General features: G+C 42.5%; 13 protein-coding genes. 4 read left to right on the top strand and 9 right to left on the bottom strand.

Features of this window, described 5'->3' with window-relative positions; genetic code table 11:
• The first annotated feature begins 50 nt into the window (after positions 1-50).
• The gene (locus G4420_RS10250; protein ID WP_163323557.1) at positions 51-1376 is read left to right on the top strand and encodes an alpha-L-fucosidase; all 1326 of its coding nucleotides are present in this window, start codon (positions 51-53) and stop codon (positions 1374-1376) included.
• A 7-nt stretch (positions 1377-1383) separates the two neighbouring features.
• Here G4420_RS10250 and G4420_RS10245 read toward each other — a convergent pair whose 3' ends face one another.
• The 7 genes from G4420_RS10245 to ligA all read right to left on the bottom strand — a co-directional run bounded on the left by G4420_RS10245 (position 1384) and on the right by ligA (position 9872).
• Positions 1384-1812 (bottom strand): QcrA and Rieske domain-containing protein, encoded by a 429-nt coding sequence (locus G4420_RS10245; protein ID WP_163323556.1) that lies wholly within the window; start codon positions 1810-1812, stop codon positions 1384-1386.
• A 75-nt stretch (positions 1813-1887) separates the two neighbouring features.
• Positions 1888-5151 (bottom strand): UvrD-helicase domain-containing protein, encoded by a 3264-nt coding sequence (locus tag G4420_RS10240; protein ID WP_163323555.1) that lies wholly within the window; start codon positions 5149-5151, stop codon positions 1888-1890.
• Between the two features lie 62 nt (positions 5152-5213).
• Positions 5214-5750 carry a hypothetical protein gene (locus tag G4420_RS10235; RefSeq protein ID WP_163323554.1) on the bottom strand — a complete coding sequence of 179 codons (537 nt, stop codon included), beginning with the start codon at positions 5748-5750 and terminating at the stop codon, positions 5214-5216.
• A 74-nt stretch (positions 5751-5824) separates the two neighbouring features.
• Positions 5825-6706 carry a 4-hydroxy-tetrahydrodipicolinate synthase gene (gene dapA, locus G4420_RS10230; protein WP_163323553.1) on the bottom strand — a complete coding sequence of 294 codons (882 nt, stop codon included), beginning with the start codon at positions 6704-6706 and terminating at the stop codon, positions 5825-5827.
• On the bottom strand, positions 6703-7221 hold the full coding sequence (locus G4420_RS10225; protein ID WP_163323552.1) for a DUF6913 domain-containing protein: 519 nt from the start codon (positions 7219-7221) through the stop codon (positions 6703-6705). The genes dapA and G4420_RS10225 overlap by 4 nt, the downstream gene beginning before the upstream one ends.
• A gap of 11 nt (positions 7222-7232) precedes the next feature.
• Positions 7233-7808, bottom strand: coding sequence for a hypothetical protein (locus G4420_RS10220; protein ID WP_163323551.1), 576 nt, complete (start codon positions 7806-7808; stop codon positions 7233-7235).
• A gap of 57 nt (positions 7809-7865) precedes the next feature.
• Positions 7866-9872 carry an NAD-dependent DNA ligase LigA gene (ligA, locus tag G4420_RS10215; RefSeq protein ID WP_163323550.1) on the bottom strand — a complete coding sequence of 669 codons (2007 nt, stop codon included), beginning with the start codon at positions 9870-9872 and terminating at the stop codon, positions 7866-7868.
• A 213-nt stretch (positions 9873-10085) separates the two neighbouring features.
• On the opposite strand from ligA, the gene G4420_RS10210 reads away from it, so the two are divergent.
• Both G4420_RS10210 and G4420_RS10205 read left to right on the top strand, forming a co-directional pair.
• Complete coding sequence (locus G4420_RS10210) at positions 10086-10670, top strand: thioredoxin family protein (RefSeq protein WP_163323549.1); 585 nt, start codon at positions 10086-10088, stop codon at positions 10668-10670.
• Between the two features lie 296 nt (positions 10671-10966).
• Positions 10967-13273, top strand: coding sequence for a type IA DNA topoisomerase (locus G4420_RS10205; protein ID WP_163323548.1), 2307 nt, complete (start codon positions 10967-10969; stop codon positions 13271-13273).
• 1 nt (position 13274) lies between these two features.
• On the opposite strand, the gene G4420_RS10200 is transcribed toward G4420_RS10205, so the two are convergent.
• Both G4420_RS10200 and G4420_RS10195 read right to left on the bottom strand, forming a co-directional pair.
• The gene (locus tag G4420_RS10200) at positions 13275-14225 is read right to left on the bottom strand and encodes a UDP-glucuronic acid decarboxylase family protein (protein WP_163323547.1); all 951 of its coding nucleotides are present in this window, start codon (positions 14223-14225) and stop codon (positions 13275-13277) included.
• 5 nt (positions 14226-14230) lie between these two features.
• On the bottom strand, positions 14231-15553 hold the full coding sequence (locus G4420_RS10195; protein ID WP_163323546.1) for a UDP-glucose dehydrogenase family protein: 1323 nt from the start codon (positions 15551-15553) through the stop codon (positions 14231-14233).
• Between the two features lie 389 nt (positions 15554-15942).
• Between G4420_RS10195 and G4420_RS10190 the strand changes: the two genes are divergently transcribed.
• The gene (locus tag G4420_RS10190; RefSeq protein WP_163323545.1) at positions 15943-16245 is read left to right on the top strand and encodes a hypothetical protein; all 303 of its coding nucleotides are present in this window, start codon (positions 15943-15945) and stop codon (positions 16243-16245) included.
• The last annotated feature ends 37 nt before the right edge of the window (positions 16246-16282 follow it).

Here is a 16282-nt window from a genome sequence, read left to right as displayed (position 1 = left end):
TTAAATAATTTACAAAGTTTGCAGCCGAACTAACTATTGAATTAAATCTCATGCGAAAGATTTTATTTTTGGGGATGGCAATCATCTTGTCACTTGGTGCAAACACTCAGGAAATAAGTAAAGAAACGCAGAAACGAATGCAGTGGTTTGGCGACTCGAAGCTGGGCATTTTTATTCACTGGGGAATTTATTCGGTAAACGGCATTGATGAAAGCTGGTCGTTTTTTAACGACTACATATCGTACGACGATTATATGAAGCAGCTTTCAGGATTTACGGCCGATAACTATGGTCCTGAGCAATGGGCTGAACTGATTGCCCAAAGTGGAGCAAAATACGCTGTTCTTACCACAAAACATCACGATGGTGTGGCGTTGTGGGATACCCACTGTAACGGTTTAAATGTGGTGGACAAAACACCAGCCGGAAGAGATTTGGTAGCTCCTTTTGTAAAAGCACTTCGTAAAAACGATCTAAAAGTTGGTTTGTATTATTCGTTGCTCGACTGGTCGCACCCTGATTATCCAAATAAAACACGAAAAATAAAACGTTACGAAAATGACTCGCTTCGCTGGGCGAATTTTGTGGACTTTAACTTTTGCCAGTTGGAAGAATTGTCGAAACAATTTAAGCCCGATTTGTATTGGTTTGACGGCGACTGGGAGCAATCAGCAGAAAAGTGGAAAGCAAAGGAGTTAAGCGAAGCATTACGTGGCTGGAATAAAGATGTGATTCTAAACAGCCGGATTCAGGGCTATGGCGATTATGCCACTCCGGAGCAGGGATTACCTGTTACAAGGCCCGATGCACCGTATTGGGAGCTGTGTATGACGATGAATGACAGCTGGGGGTATCAGCACAACGATCACAATTATAAGACACCCAACCAGGTTATTCGTATTTTGGTGGATTGTATCAACAAAGGAGGAAATTTACTGCTTGATATTGGTCCGAAAGCAGATGGCTCAATTCCTGAAGAACAGGTTAAGATTTTAAAAGAACTGGGCCGCTGGACCAACAAACATGCTGAAGCCATTTACGGAACGCAGGCCGGAATTCCGTATGAACATTATTACGGACCAACTGCACTGAACAAAACCGGAGATATTCTTTATTTATTTGTGCCACACAAACCAAACGGTTCGCTGGTGCTGAAAGGAATAAAAAATAAGATTAACCGGATTTGGGTTGTTGGCAACGGAACCAAGTTGAACTGGGATGTGAAAATGAAACAATACTGGAGCGCTGTTCCGGGAATTGTATACATTGATGTTCCCGAAAAAGTGCTTGATGAGCAGGTTACGGTAATTGCCGTTCTACTCGACGGAAAAGTTGACCTTTACCGCGAGCAGGGCCAAGTGATTGAGAGCAACTAAAAATACTTTAACTAATCGTAAGTATATCACCGTTTTTTACCACGCTATATTTTTTCAAACTGGCAGGTGCCGGTCCATCAATAACCGCTCCGGCAGTTGTGTAACGCGAATTATGACAAGGGCATTGTACTTCAGTAGCATCATGATTATAGGCCACTGTACATCCCTGGTGTGTACATATTTTTGAAAGTGCCAGGTAGGTGCTTTCTCCTGTTCGGAAGATCATGATATTACCTGCGTAAACATAACCGCCAATGGTTCCCAAATCTGAGTAGGTTGAACTGGTGAGATCGATCGTTAAATCATTACCAGGCTCATTCGGATCGTTCGGCACGTAATCGTCATCGCTACTAGAGCAGGCACTTAAAATTACAGGAGCAGTTAATAGAATGCTGCCACCGTAAGCAAACTTTTTGATGAATTCTTTTCTTTCCATGATCAATTTATTGGATGTTTGAAAGTATAAACACCAAAATGTATTTTATTGTTCGGATTGAGTAAAAAATGGAGTTTATTTTAACTCACATACTTTTTCAAGCTCACCGGTGTGCAAATACCACAAAAAACCACTAACCTTTGAGAAACCGGTGCTCTGCAAAACCTTTGCATACTCTTTCACCTGGTACAGGTACTTGTCTTGTCGTTCGCCGGTTTTGTAATCAACAACAATTGCTTCGTCGCCCGAGAACATTATGCGGTCGGGTCGCAGCAGTTTGTCGGAAGTAAGCAGGTCGCGTTCGTTCAGTACTTCGTAACTGCCGTCAAACCACTTTTCAACCTCCGGTAGCAGCAGGTTGTTTTGTATGCTTGTTTGAATTTCATCAAACTCTGTTTTCGACACTTTTCCATCGTGCAGCGCCTGTAAACAAGCAGCATTGGCATCGTCGGCCAACACAATTTCAGATAAAATATCGTGAATGATTTTCCCAGTGTTTTTTACTGAATGTTGCTGTTCGTTCTCAATTAAAAAATCTTCGCCATTCAATCGCAAACTAATTTTATCCGAAATGTCGTTAAAGTTGTATTTTTTGATTAGAATGGCTTTCTGCTCGTCATCCTCCTGCGGCTGTTTAGCAATTCTTCCAAATTCAAAACGATCTTGTTCTTCGTTAAAACAATCGGCAAATTCATCCTGCTTACTTTGGTTCGCCAGCGCTTTGTGCAATAAATAATGAATTGGTTTGCCCGAGCCTGAATTATTTTTGCTCTCTTTTGGCATGGGGCAATTGGCGATCAGCACCGATGCGGCACGCGTAAAGGCCACATAAACCAAATTAAGCGTGTCGATGTAGTAATTCATTTTTTCCTCGAAATACATGGGCGCAAATTCCGATGTTTCCATGTGTTTACCGGCCTGGATCGGTAGTAACGGAAATTTGTTAAACGGTTCTGATTGTGGTTTGCACCAAAGCAAAGGTGCCGTTGTACCACTCCAGCTGGTTTTCCAGTCGAGGTAGGGGAGCAGAACTGCTTTAAACTCCAGCCCTTTTGATTTGTGAACGGTCATCAATCGAATGGAACTTACTTCTTCGTTTACATTTACTGATGTGTTGCTGCCTTTTTCGTTCCACCAGTACAACAGGTTCGACAAATCGTTTGATAAGGATATTTTTAATTCGCCCGCTTTATCTATCAGTGTTTGCAGAAATGGCAATTCCGATTCAAAATTGAACAAGCCAAAAAGCGAACAAATATGCGTGATTGTTTCATCCAATGATGTTAGCAAAACCTTTCGTTTTACCTGTTCGAGTTTACCGGCTAATTCCGCACTGAATTCTTCGTCAAAACCGGGTTGAAGGTGCCAGTCGCTGTAATCGTTAAAATCAAGCAAACTTTGCCCATTGTTTGAATGAACCGGAATACCCATGGTTTTCAAACCGGGTTTTAGCCAGCTTTGCCACAAGAGTAACAAGGTAGCCTGTGTGATTTTATTTTCCGGATCGATCAACAGCTCGATGGTACTTATCACAACCAAAACTGCTTTGGAGGCATGTAAAAACAACGATTCGTTTGACAGTACCGAAAGGTTATACTTTTTATTCTCATCGAGTTTTGCAGCCGCTAAAAAGGCTTCGATAATTGGGCCGCCCTCTTTGTTTTTACGGATTAAAATGGCAATGTCTTTGGCTTTGATTCCCTGATCCTGCAGGTATTTTACCTGCTCAACCAATTGTTCGGTAGCCGTTTCTTCAAAGTCGTCTTCCGGAAGGAAATTGATTTGTGTGAAACCTGTTGCTTCATCATTCGATTTTCCGGCTTCCTGTTGGTACGACGAATAAATATGATCGAACTTTTGAATGTAAGCCTCCCGGTTTTCAAGCGAACCGATCAGGTAATCTTCAAAAGCTGTTTTTAGTTCTCCAAAAATGGCATTGTTAAAAGCGATGATGTTTTTATCGCTTCGCCAGTTTTTTTCAAGGGTGAAATCCTGTTTTTGTTGCGGCGAAAACTGGGCATCCAATTGCTCGGCCAAAATACTCCAGTCGCTGTTACGCCAGCGGTAAATCGATTGTTTTACGTCGCCCACAATAAGGTTGGCATTTCCTTCGGCCAGCGAGTTTTCAAGCAGCGGCCTAAAGTTCTGCCACTGCAGGCCCGAGGTGTCCTGAAACTCATCGAGCATAAAATATTTATAGTAGTTACCAATTTTTTCGTACACAAAAGGCGAATCGCTCTGACCGATAATTTTGCTCAGCAAAAGGTTGGAGTCAGAAAGTTGCAAGGCACCTTTTTCCTGTTGAATTTTTTGAATTTCTACTTTTAGATCGGTTAAAATTCCGAGCATGCGAAGCTGACTAAGAGCGGCAAGAGCGGTGTTGTATCGTGTCCAGTTTGTATCGTAATATTGTACAATATCAATTAACATTGGCTGCAGACGGGTTTCGGCAGCTGACAGAATTTCATCGCGACGTTTGCTGCTTTTCGAACTCCATTTTTCAATATCTTCAGCACAATTGCGCACTGTTTGTGTGAAGTTGGGAAGAAGGCCATTGGCGAGCTTAACAAAAAAGCTGCCGATACTTCTGCTTGCACCGCCTGAAAAATCTGCCGGTCCAAGATTTAGTCCTTCCATGGCAGCCACTGCATTTTCACCTTTTGACTTTAGCGTGCTTTCAAAATGTCTTTTTATCTGGCGCAGTTCTTTGCCAAAATCATTCAGGTTTTCGCGGTTATAAACCGATTCTCCTTCATCAGGAAAAAACACCTGGAACGATTCTTTAAAAAGCTCTTTGCCCAGATTTTGTATATCGTCGTCGATGCGCTGGCTACGGTTGGCTTCAATCTTTTCTTTACTATAGTCGCGCAACCATTTTAACAGGTCTTTATCGTCATTTATTCGGGCCAGCAAACGGTCTGAAGCTTCCTGCAAAAGCAGGTCGTTGTCGAGTTCCACCGTAAAATTTGGCGATATACCCAACTCGCGGTTAAAGGATTTGATTACTTTCTGCGTAAACGAATCGATGGTGTTTATTGAAAAACGATTGTAGTCGTGCAGAATATTTTTGAGCACTTCTTTAGCCCTTTGACGGATAAATTGTTCGGTGTAATTATTGTCTTTTTGAAGTGGTTCGATGTAGGGAGAATCTTTCTCAATGGCCAGCAAATGCAGTTGCTCAAGGATCCTGCTTTTCATTTCGTTGGTGGCCTTGTTGGTAAAAGTTACTGCCAGAATGTGTTTGTAGTTGTACGGATTGCTCAGGATGATTTTCAGGTATTCAACCACCAGTTGAAAGGTTTTTCCCGATCCGGCAGAAGCTTTGTAAACTGTAAGCATGTATGTGATCTGAGTTTAAAGTTCAGTTTTTAAAGATAAGATTTTGAGTGGAGGACGCAAGGCTAAAATCCCGGTGGTCCAATTCGGTTTTGCTGAATGCTGATGCTGGTTTCGATTTTGAATTTCTTTGAAACCTTATATTGCATAAACATGGTAGAACCGTAGGCATCAAAATAGCTCGAATTCTGATTGGGAAGTGGCGCCGAATTAATGAAGTTCGCCCCGTAGCTGTATCCGCCAATAACAAATTTGTCGCCCAATTCGAATGCCGCAGAACTTAGCATTTCTGCGTTGTAATAGTAGGGGGAAACAATATCAGATCCGTGAAACGATAAACCGGTATAATTTAATTGTGGAAATGCTGCCAGTGCCAGGGTGTAGCGACTTTGGTAAAACCGGTTCATATCAAAAGCCGGAAGTTGCAATTCCTCCATCAGGTAACTGCCATCAATCCCGCCATTAATCAGGTTGTAGTATTCAATCTGGCGTTGCAGCAGAACTTCGCTCGAATCAACTTCGCCAAAATCCATTTGCAAACCTTGCTGGGCAACAGCCTGCAGGCCAAAGAACAATAGAAATCCTATTAAAACTGATCGCATAGCTTTCATAATATAGTGCTATGCAAAAGTACCATTTATTACGAGGGGATTCAAAAATGTGAGCTTAAAAACTGTTAACGCATTATCAGTTCGTGGCGCTGTTTTATCTCGTCGTACAGTCCGTCGCTGATTTTGTACAACGGCAAACGAAGGATATTTTCGATGGTTCCCTGAATATTCATAAGCGCTTTAATTCCTCCGGGATTACCTTCGCGGAACAGCAGCTGGAACATCTCAATTAGTTCGAAATGAATTTTTCTTGCTCCATCAAAGTCATTGTTCATAGCAAGGTGCATAATTTTGCTGATTTTCTCGGGATAAGCGTTTGCTGCCACCGAAATTACACCTTGTCCGCCAATGGCAGCAATGGTAATGGCAAGCAGGTCGTCGCCCGAAATAACGGTAAAATCATCGGGTGTATATTTTCCGATCTTAGTCATTTGCGAGTGCTCGCCCGACGCTTCTTTTATGGCCACAATTTTATCCGATGCTTCCGCCAAACGTCCTACAGTGGTTGCTTCCAGATTTATACCAGTACGCGACGGTACATTGTAAAGAATAACCGGAACCGGACTGGCTTTGGCAATTTCAAGATAATGGCGGTACATTCCTTCCTGCGAAGGTTTGTTGTAGTATGGAGTAACAACTAAAATTCCGTCGATTCCTTCAAAATTAAAGTTATCGATCTGGTTACACATGGTACGGGTGTCGTTTCCGCCCATTCCAACAACAACGGGCAAACCATTGGCTTTTTCCTTCACCAGTTCAACCACCTGTGCTTTTTCATCGTTGCTCAGTGTGGCAGTTTCTGCGGTGGTACCAAGAGCTACCAAATAGTCCATACCACCTTTTACCTGGTTATCGATTATGGTTTCAAGTGCTTTGTAATCAACCTGATCGTTTGTTGTGAATGGAGTTATTAAGGCTACCCCCGCGCCTGTAAAATATCGACTCATGAATCTGTACTGTTGTTTAGCTGCGCAAGATAGAAAATTTGTTGTTTGGCCAGAAACATTGCATCCTTATTTTGGTCAATCTTAATATTCAGATCGAAGTAGGAATCATCGGCTTCAGAACTGCCAATTTTGAATTTAGCATGTGATAACGCTGTTATATAATCGACAGCATAATTTTTTTCGGCAGCCAAACACAGCAGAAGATCGAGTTCCATTTCGATAAAGTCACCCACTTTTTCGGGTTTCGGAATTCCCCACCAGTTCAGGTCGTTTACAGTTAAGGAATTGGCTTCGGCGGCTGGGTTCGAGTCGCTGTCGAATATGCAGTAATCACGAAAAATAGCACCATGCCGGTTAAAATAATCGCGGAGGTATTGCACCGCCGGTTTTTCCGATGGTTGCCAAATCACACCTACTTTCGAATGTAAAGCAAGATTAGGAATCACCGGAGTGCGTTTCTGTGCAGCCACCAGCTTCCGGAGTTTTCGATAGGCATATTTTTCTTTCAATCCCATAATGCAGTGTCTTATTTTCTATTCTTCTTTTTTGGATTACAGGTTTTGCAAAAGTCACCCAGTTTATCCAGCTCTTCCAGCGACCACTTCATCCACTTATCAATTTCCGAATCAAGCGTACCGTTAAATGTATCGCTTTCCACCCGCGAAAGCAGTTTTGCATGCTCGGCATATGCCTGTAGGTGCAGTTCCGAGGGGCCTTTAGTTAGCATCGTTTTGCGTTCTTCGAAAAACTTTTTGCGGATATTTCGCGCCTGAATTTCATAAAGGTTAAAAATCAGTTGCTCGTAACGTAATAAACGGGCTGTTGCTTCCTCCGTCCCGTCGTCAATGTACGAAGCGTCTTTTTGAAAGTGGCACGATACACTTTCATTCATGTTACGGTTCATTACCAGGTTCAGACCGCCTGTTTCGTATTCCACAGAAAAACTTCCTGAGGCTGTTTGCATTTGTCCGCTGTTGGGCGCTTTGGCCTGAAAATCGCTTTTTTGAAGTTGATAGTCGGCCGACCACTCAATAATGTTCTGAGCGCTGACAGCGACTGATAAGAGGAGTGTTATCGATAAAAGAAGAATTGTTTTTGTCATATTAAAAGCGGCGTATTTAGCTGTAATTGTAATTTTTGCGTCATAAAAAAAGATAAACTATTCAATCATTTTCAGGAAATCTTCCTCGCTGATCATTGGGATACCCAGCTTTTCCACCTTCTGGAGTTTGCTTGGCCCAACATTACTTCCGGCGAGCATATAACTTGTTTTTTTCGAGATGGAGCCCACATTTTTTCCGCCGTTTTGCTCAATTAGTTTTTTAAGCTCGTCGCGCGAGTGTTGCTCGAAAGTACCCGAAATAACGATACTCAAACCTTCAAGTTTGTTGGTTTGTCCCTCCAGCTGGTCTTCGCTGATTGCAAACTGAAGTCCGTATTCTTTCAAATGTTGGATAAACTGCAGGTGTTCTTCGTTCGAAAACCATTCCACTACACTTTCGGCAATGCGGTCGCCAATTTCATCAATTTCAACCAGCTGTTCCTTTGTTTGCTGCTGAATATTTTCAATGGTATGCAGCTTTTTTACCAGCGTTTTGGCCACTGTCTCTCCAACAAAACGAATTCCCAGCGCAAATAGTACCCGCTCGAACGGAACTTGTTTTGATGCTTCCAAACCATCAAGAATTCGTTGGGCCGATTTATCCGCCATTCGTTCCAGGTTTAGCAGTTGCTCCTTTTGTAGTTGGTACAGTTGAGTGATGTTTTTAGCCAGACCTTCGTTGTAAAGCAACTCAATGGTTTCCTGACCGATGCCATCAATATCCATTGCTTTCCGGCTGACAAAGTGCTCCATTTTACCTTTTATTTGTGGCGGACAGGCATCTTCATTCGGACAATAATGGGCGGCTTCACCTTCTTTTCGTATCAGCTTTGTGCCGCACTCGGGGCACGATTCAATAAACTGCACCGGCTGAAACATCGGATGTCGTTTGGCCGGATCAACACCTGTGATTTTTGGGATGATTTCGCCTCCTTTTTCCACAAATACCGTGTCGTCGATATGCAAATCCAGGTTGCTGATAATATCGGCATTATGCAGTGACGCCCGTTTTACAATGGTTCCGGCAATAAGCACCGGCTCGAGATTGGCCACCGGTGTAACTGCTCCTGTGCGGCCCACCTGGTACGAAACCGATTTTAGAATGGTGGCAACACTTTCTGCTTTAAACTTATACGCGATGGCCCAACGCGGCGATTTGGCCGTAAAACCGAGGTTGTTTTGCAGTTTGCGCGAATTCACTTTAATTACAATTCCGTCGGTAGCAACCGGCAGGTTAAAACGTTCGGTATCCCACTTTTCTATGAAGGAGAAAACTTCATCAATATTTTTGCAAAGTTGAGTATGTTCCGAAATTTTAAATCCCCATTCGCGTGCTTTTTGCAGGCTTTCGTAGTGGCCGTCTTCCGGCAAATTTTCGCCAAGCACATAATACAGGTAGGCATCCAGTTTTCGTGATGCTACAATCGAGGAGTTTTTCATTTTTAATGTTCCGGCAGCTGTATTTCTGGGATTGGCCAGCAAAGGTTCGCCGGCTTTTCCCAATTCCGCATTCAGGTTGTTGAAAACATCGAAAGGCATTACAATTTCACCACGAATCTCAAAACTTTCAGGAAAATCATTTCCGCGTAATTTTAGCGGCACCGATTGAATGGTGCGTACATTGGTTGTTACATCGTCGCCTTTTACGCCGTCGCCACGGGTTACGGCACGCACCAATTCGCCATTTTCGTAGGTCAGACTAATGGATGAGCCGTCGAATTTCAACTCGCACACATACTCATAATCATTGGTGCCTATAATTTTCTGAATGCGGTTATCGAAATCCTTTAGCTCGTCCTGCGAGTAGGCATTCGATAACGACAACATTGTGTACTTGTGTGTAACCTGCTTAAAGTCGGAACTTAAATCGCTTCCCACGCGCTGTGTTGGCGAATTCGGATCATTAATATTGTATTGTTTTTCAAGGCGTTCCAGCTCTTTTAATTTCATGTCAAAATCAAAATCGCTAATTGATGGTTGCGCTAAAACGTAGTATTTATAGTTATGTTCGGCCAGTTCGGCCTGCAAATCTTTAATTCGTTGTAAATCCTGTTCGCTGCTCATTCGTACACTAATTGTAAATGTTTCAAGATGATTTTTCAAAGATAATTTGTTGGACGAAACAAGCATAAAATTTTACATGCCAAATTTCGATTAATCCCTAAATCCTGTAAAGGGGACTTGGTCATACTCTCCTTTAGAGGTTGAGGGTAAAACAATCCAGCGATTAAACAATTTTAGGTAGAAATTCTTTATGTAGTAAAAGGAAATACAATTATGGCATTTACACTTGAAATAGGAAAAAAGGCAATCGGTTTTGATCTTCCGGCAACCGACGGGAACAGCTATTCATTGGAAAGTTTTAAAGATTCGAAATATCTGGTGGTGTTTTTTACCTGCAATCACTGCCCTTATGTAATAAACAGCGACGAAGTAACCCGAAAAACAGCTGAACGGTTTAAACCGCTGGGTGTTGAGTTTGTCGGAATTAACGCGAACAGCAAAAATACCTACGAAGAGGATGATTTTGACCACATGGTAGCGCGCATGAAGGAACACCAGTTTCCGTGGAAGTATTTGTATGATGAATCGCAGGAAGTGGCATTGGCTTACGGTGCACTGCGAACACCTCATTTTTATGTATTTAACGAAAAGCGCGAGCTTGTTTATACCGGAAGGGGAGTTGACAGTCCGCGCGATGCCTCAAAAATTACGGTAAACGATTTGGCGAATGCTTTGGAAGAACTGACCAGTGGAAAAACGATTTCTGTTCCGGTTACCAACCCGATTGGTTGCAATGTAAAATGGGATGGCAAAGAAAAACACTGGATGCCCGCTGATGCCTGTGATTTGGTATGGTGAGAAGAGTTCCAAGTTACTAGCTGCGAGTTACAAGTTTTCAGTCGTTGATTTCAGTCACAGTTTTTAAACTATTTTACCGCAGAGTTGCACAGAGAAGATATGGAGTTTCACAGAGAGGAAAAAGTTGCAGTCGCAGTTTTCATTCTCAGTTCTCTCTATCTCACGTTCTCACAATCTCCTTGTCTCAGTGCTCAATCTTCTTCAATCTCCATCAATCTAAAAATCAATCTTTCTTAAAAGCTTGTTAATAACTCCCTTTTTCATCCCACATCATTCCTTGTATATTTGCAGCACTTATGATTGTTTGTATTGCAGAGAAACCAAGTGTTGCCAAAGAAATTGCCCAGGTGATTGGGGCAGGTTCGCGAAGAGATGGTTATTACGAAGGAAATGGTTACCAGGTAACCTGGACCTTTGGCCATTTTTGTACCTTGTGGCCGCCCGAGGACTACGATGCGAAGTGGAAACGCTGGGATCTGCAGACACTACCCATGTTGCCGAAACGCTTCGAAACCAAAGTGATGACAGGCGATGGCGGAGTAACCAAACAATTTAATACCATTAAAAGCTTATTGGATAAAGCCGAACAGGTGATTAACTGTGGTGATGCCGGCCAGGAAGGAGAACTTATTCAGCGCTGGGTGATGAAAGAGGCTGGTTACAAAGGCGAAGTGAAACGTTTGTGGATTTCATCGTTGACGAACGAAGCCATTAAAACCGGATTTCAGAAGCTGGTACCGGCCGAAAAATTTGATAACCTGTATTACGCCGGAAGCTCACGGGCTATTGGCGACTGGTTGCTGGGAATGAACGCCACACGTTTATACACCATGAAATACGGTGGTTACAAGCAGGTTTTGTCTATCGGGCGGGTGCAAACGCCAACACTTGCGATGCTGGTAACGCGCCATTACGAAATCGAGAATTTTAAACCGGAACCATACTGGGAGTTGCAAACTACCTATCGCGATACGGTTTTTAGCAATACCGAAGGAAAGTTTTTCAAAAAAGAAGACGGTGAAAAACTGCTGAATCAGGTGTTGGGTAAGGACCTTTACATTACCGACGTTGAAAAGAAAGACGGACAGGAATATGCGCCAAAACTTTTCGACCTCACCAGTTTACAGGTTCATTGTAACACCCGTTTTGGATTAACTGCAGATGAAACGCTGAAAACCGTGCAACGTTTGTACGAAATGAAAGTGGTTACCTATCCGCGTGTTGATACTACTTTTTTGCCCAACGATCAGTACCCAAAAATTCCCGGAATTTTAAAGGGACTAAAAAGTTATAGCGAGCTGGCGCAGCCCCTGCTGGCAAAGAAAATCCGAAAATCGACAAAAGTTTTTAACGATAAAAAGGTTACCGATCACCATGCCATTATTCCTACAGGGGAAGAGAAATTGCTGGGCGGTAACGAGAAAAAGGTTTACGATGCCATAGCACGACGTTTTTTAGCCGCGTTTTACCCCGATTGTAAAGTGGCCAAAACGCAGGTGAAGGCAGAAGTTGATACGGTGCAATTTGTAGCCACCGGAAAACTAATTCTGCAACCCGGATGGCGTGTGGTTTTTCAGGATGAAAATTCGAAGAGCGGCGACGGCGATACCATTTTACCCGCATTTGAAAAAGGAGAACACGGTCCGCACGAACCGTCGTTTACTGAAAAGGAAACCAAACCGCCGCGTTATTATACCGAAGCAACGTTACTGCGAGCCATGGAAACGGCCGGTAAAAATGTGGATGACGATGAACTGCGCGACCTGATGAAAGCCAACGGTATTGGTCGTCCATCTACACGTGCAGCAATTATCGAGACTTTATTCCGGCGTAAATATATCGAGCGACAGAAGAAGCAGATCCACCCAACCAAAATGGGAATTCAGTTGATTGATACCATTCAGAATGAATTGCTGAAATCGGCCGAACTAACCGGCCAATGGGAGAAGCGACTGCGTGAAATTGAGCAGGGTGAATACAGTGCCTCGAAGTTTATTTACGATATGAAACGTATGGTTTACGATCTGGTAGTTGAAGTGATGCGCGATCGTAGCTCGGTAAAACTGGCCGCACCGGAACCGGAAAAAAAGGAGAAAGGTAAAAGGCAAAAGGCAAAAGGGAAAAAGGACGTTAACGGTGGTAACGATGAAATGATCTGCCCGAAGTGCTCGGAAGGAAAAGTGCTGAAAGGCAAAAATGCTTATGGTTGTAACCGTTGGAAAGAAGGTTGTGATTTCAGGCTGCCATTTGTTTTTATGGAGAAAAAGCTCACCGACAAACAGGTTGAGCGTTTGCTGAAAAAAGGAGCCACCACTAAACTCAAAGGTTTTAAAATGGGGGATAAAAAGGTGGACGGTATATTGCAGCTCACGTCGGATTGTAATGTGGAGTTTGTGGATAAATCTTCGTCAGAAAAGAAAGCCGTCGATTCAACGCCCAAATGCCCAAAGTGTGGCGGAACAATACTAAAAGGGAAAACGGCCTACGGTTGCAGCAACTGGAAAGAAGGCTGCGATTTTAAATTCACCTTCGATGCCATTCGCGAAAAAGCTGCCGGACGCAAACTAACAAAGGAGTTGGTGCTGGAGATTTTGCAGAGTTAAATTACAGGTTTTCTTCTTTCAATAGTTGCTCAAAATATGCAATCGTTTTTATTAAACCTTCGCGAAGCGGAATGGTAGGTTCCCAGCCATCCAGTTTTTCTTTAGCCAACGTAATATCCGGTTGACGTTGTGTCGGGTCGTCTTGTGGTAATGGTAAATGAACGATTTTTGATTTGGATCCGGTAATATCAAGAATCTCGTTGGCCAGCTCGAGCATGGTAAATTCGCCCGGATTACCAATGTTTACCGGCCCGATAAAATCATCATCGGTTTTCATCATTCGAATCATTCCCTCAATCAAATCGCTTACATACTGAAAGCTGCGGGTTTGTTGTCCGTCGCCAAAAATGGTAATGTCTTTACCTTTCAGCGCTTGTACTATAAAGTTCGAAACAACGCGTCCGTCATCCGGCTCCATTTTAGGGCCATAGGTATTAAAAATACGTATGATCTTGATCAAAACGTCGTTCTGTACATGGTAATTCACAAACAACGATTCGGCACAACGTTTCCCTTCATCGTAACACGAGCGGACTCCGATGGGATTAACGTGTCCCCAATATTCTTCGTTTTGAGGATGAACATCGGGAACTCCATAAACTTCGCTGGTTGATGCCTGCAGAATTTTGGCTTTTATACGTTTGGCCAAACCAAGCATATTTACAGCACCCATCACCGAAGTTTTGATAGTTTTTATGGGATTGTACTGATACTGAACTGGTGACGCCGGACAAGCCAGGTTGTATATTTCGTCCACTTCGATGTAAAAAGGCTGTGTAATATCGTGCCGTACCAGCTCGAAGTATGGATTGTCAAGCAAGTGAATGATCTTTTGCTTTTTGCCGGTAAAATAGTTATCGAGGCAAATTACCTCATTGCCATCGTTTAACAGCCTTTCGCAAAGGTGAGATCCAACAAATCCTGCTCCTCCGGTTACCAAAATTCGTTTCATATCGTTTATTTTGTTTTTCTACCGATCGCAAAATATTCAAACCCAAGTTCTGCCAGTTCTTCGGGATCGTAAATGTTTCGCCCGTCGAAAATGATTTTACTCTTCAACAGCTTCTCCATAACGCGGAAATTCGGCAGCCTGAATTCTGACCACTCGGTAACTAAAATCAATGCATCGGCATCAATTAATGCATCGTATTCATCTTTTGCGTAAGAGATTTTATCACCCAGAATTCGTTCTGCTTCGTGCATGGCAACCGGGTCGTAACCAGCAACTGTAGCTCCGGCTTCCAGTAATTTCTCTATAATTACCAAAGATGGAGCTTCGCGCATATCATCGGTTTTGGGTTTAAACGACAGTCCCCACAGGGCAAATTTTTTGCCTTTCAGATCACCATCAAAACGTTTGTAAAGCTTGTTGAATAGTACTTCTTTTTGACGATAATTTACTTTCTCAACGGCTTTTAACACATCAAGCGAATACTTAAACTCATCGGCAGTGCGTATTAAAGCCTGCACGTCTTTTGGAAAACACGAACCACCGTAACCGGTTCCAGGGTAGATGAATTTGTTCCCGATACGAGGATCAGAACCAATTCCACGACGTACATTGTCAACATCGGCGCCAACAAGCTCGCAAAGGTTGGCAATGTCGTTTATAAAACTGATTTTTGTTGCCAGCATCGAGTTGGCCGCGTATTTCGTCATTTCCGACGAGGTGATATCCATAAATAAAATCGGATGTCCGTTCAGTACAAAAGGTTTGTACAAACGCTGCATCACTTTTTGTGCCCGTTTCGATTCGGTACCGATCACAATGCGGTCGGGTTTCAGAAAATCGTTAACCGCACTTCCTTCTTTCAGAAATTCAGGGTTTGAAGCCACATCAAACGGTATTTTTTCGCCTCGTTTTTCCAGCTCTTCCAAAATGGCCTGTTTAACTTTTACTGAGGTGCCAACAGGAACCGTACTTTTTGTAACCACAACCAGGTAGTGATCCATGTTTTTACCAATCTCACGAGCCACACCCAAAACATATTTCAGGTCGGCACTACCATCTTCATCCGGCGGTGTACCAACGGCAATAAAAACTGCGTCGGCATCTTTTATACTGGCACCCAGGTCGGTGGTAAATTCGAGGCGGCCTTTCTCAACATTTTTTTTGTAAATGTCTTCCAAACCCGGCTCGTAAATGGGGATTATTCCGTTATTTAGTTTCTCAATTTTTGTCTCGTCGATGTCAACACAGGCAACATTAACACCGGTTTCTGCAATACATGTTCCCGAAACCAATCCTACATAACCTGTTCCTACTACCGAAATTTTCATAGCTGATTTATCTTTTTTGAAATGGATCTATTTAAGCGTGTAAACAATAATGAGTTTGTCATTATCGGGCATAATTTATCCGTTACAACTGTTTTAATAATACGGAATAAAGATAATTGATTTCCTTAGAAACAATCAATGATTATAATTAGAATCCGCTTCTCCGGCCGTTTTTAGTGTATGAATTTTTACAGAACGGCGATTAGTAAAGCTACGGTGAGTCTCTTGATTTCAAAATCAAAAACGCAAAAGAGATGGTATTGAACTTTTGACAATAATTAATGTTGTTTTAGTAACTTTACTAAAAATCAACTGGCTTTGTGAAATTCTTTATTTCAGTCATATTAGTCTGTTCTATTTTTTTGTTTCAGTTTTCTGAACTATTGGTTTTGGCATCGTTTAAAATCAACCAGGATTATATTGCAAAAAACCTTTGTATTGAAAAGGATGTGGAAGGATCAACTTGCCAGGGATGTTGCCAGTTGAAAAAGAAAATGCATGAGCAGGAAGAGCAGAAAAGGGAACTACCACCACAACAGACTGAAAAGCAGAATATTGATTTTTGTATTCAAGCCACGGAATTGAATGATGGCTTATACCCAAATAGTGAAAACCTGAGAATCAAAAATTCATCAAATTATTCATTTCTAAAGGCTTTGAAGGTCTTTCATCCTCCAAAATATTGCTGTTAAAATACCGCCCCAAACGATAATTTAAATAGTAATACCG

The sequence above is a fragment of the Draconibacterium mangrovi genome (assembly GCF_010586825.1).
GTDB lineage: Bacteria > Bacteroidota > Bacteroidia > Bacteroidales > Prolixibacteraceae > Draconibacterium > Draconibacterium mangrovi.
Note: the sequence above shows the minus strand (reverse complement) of the source record. Positions and strands in the feature narration are given on the sequence as shown.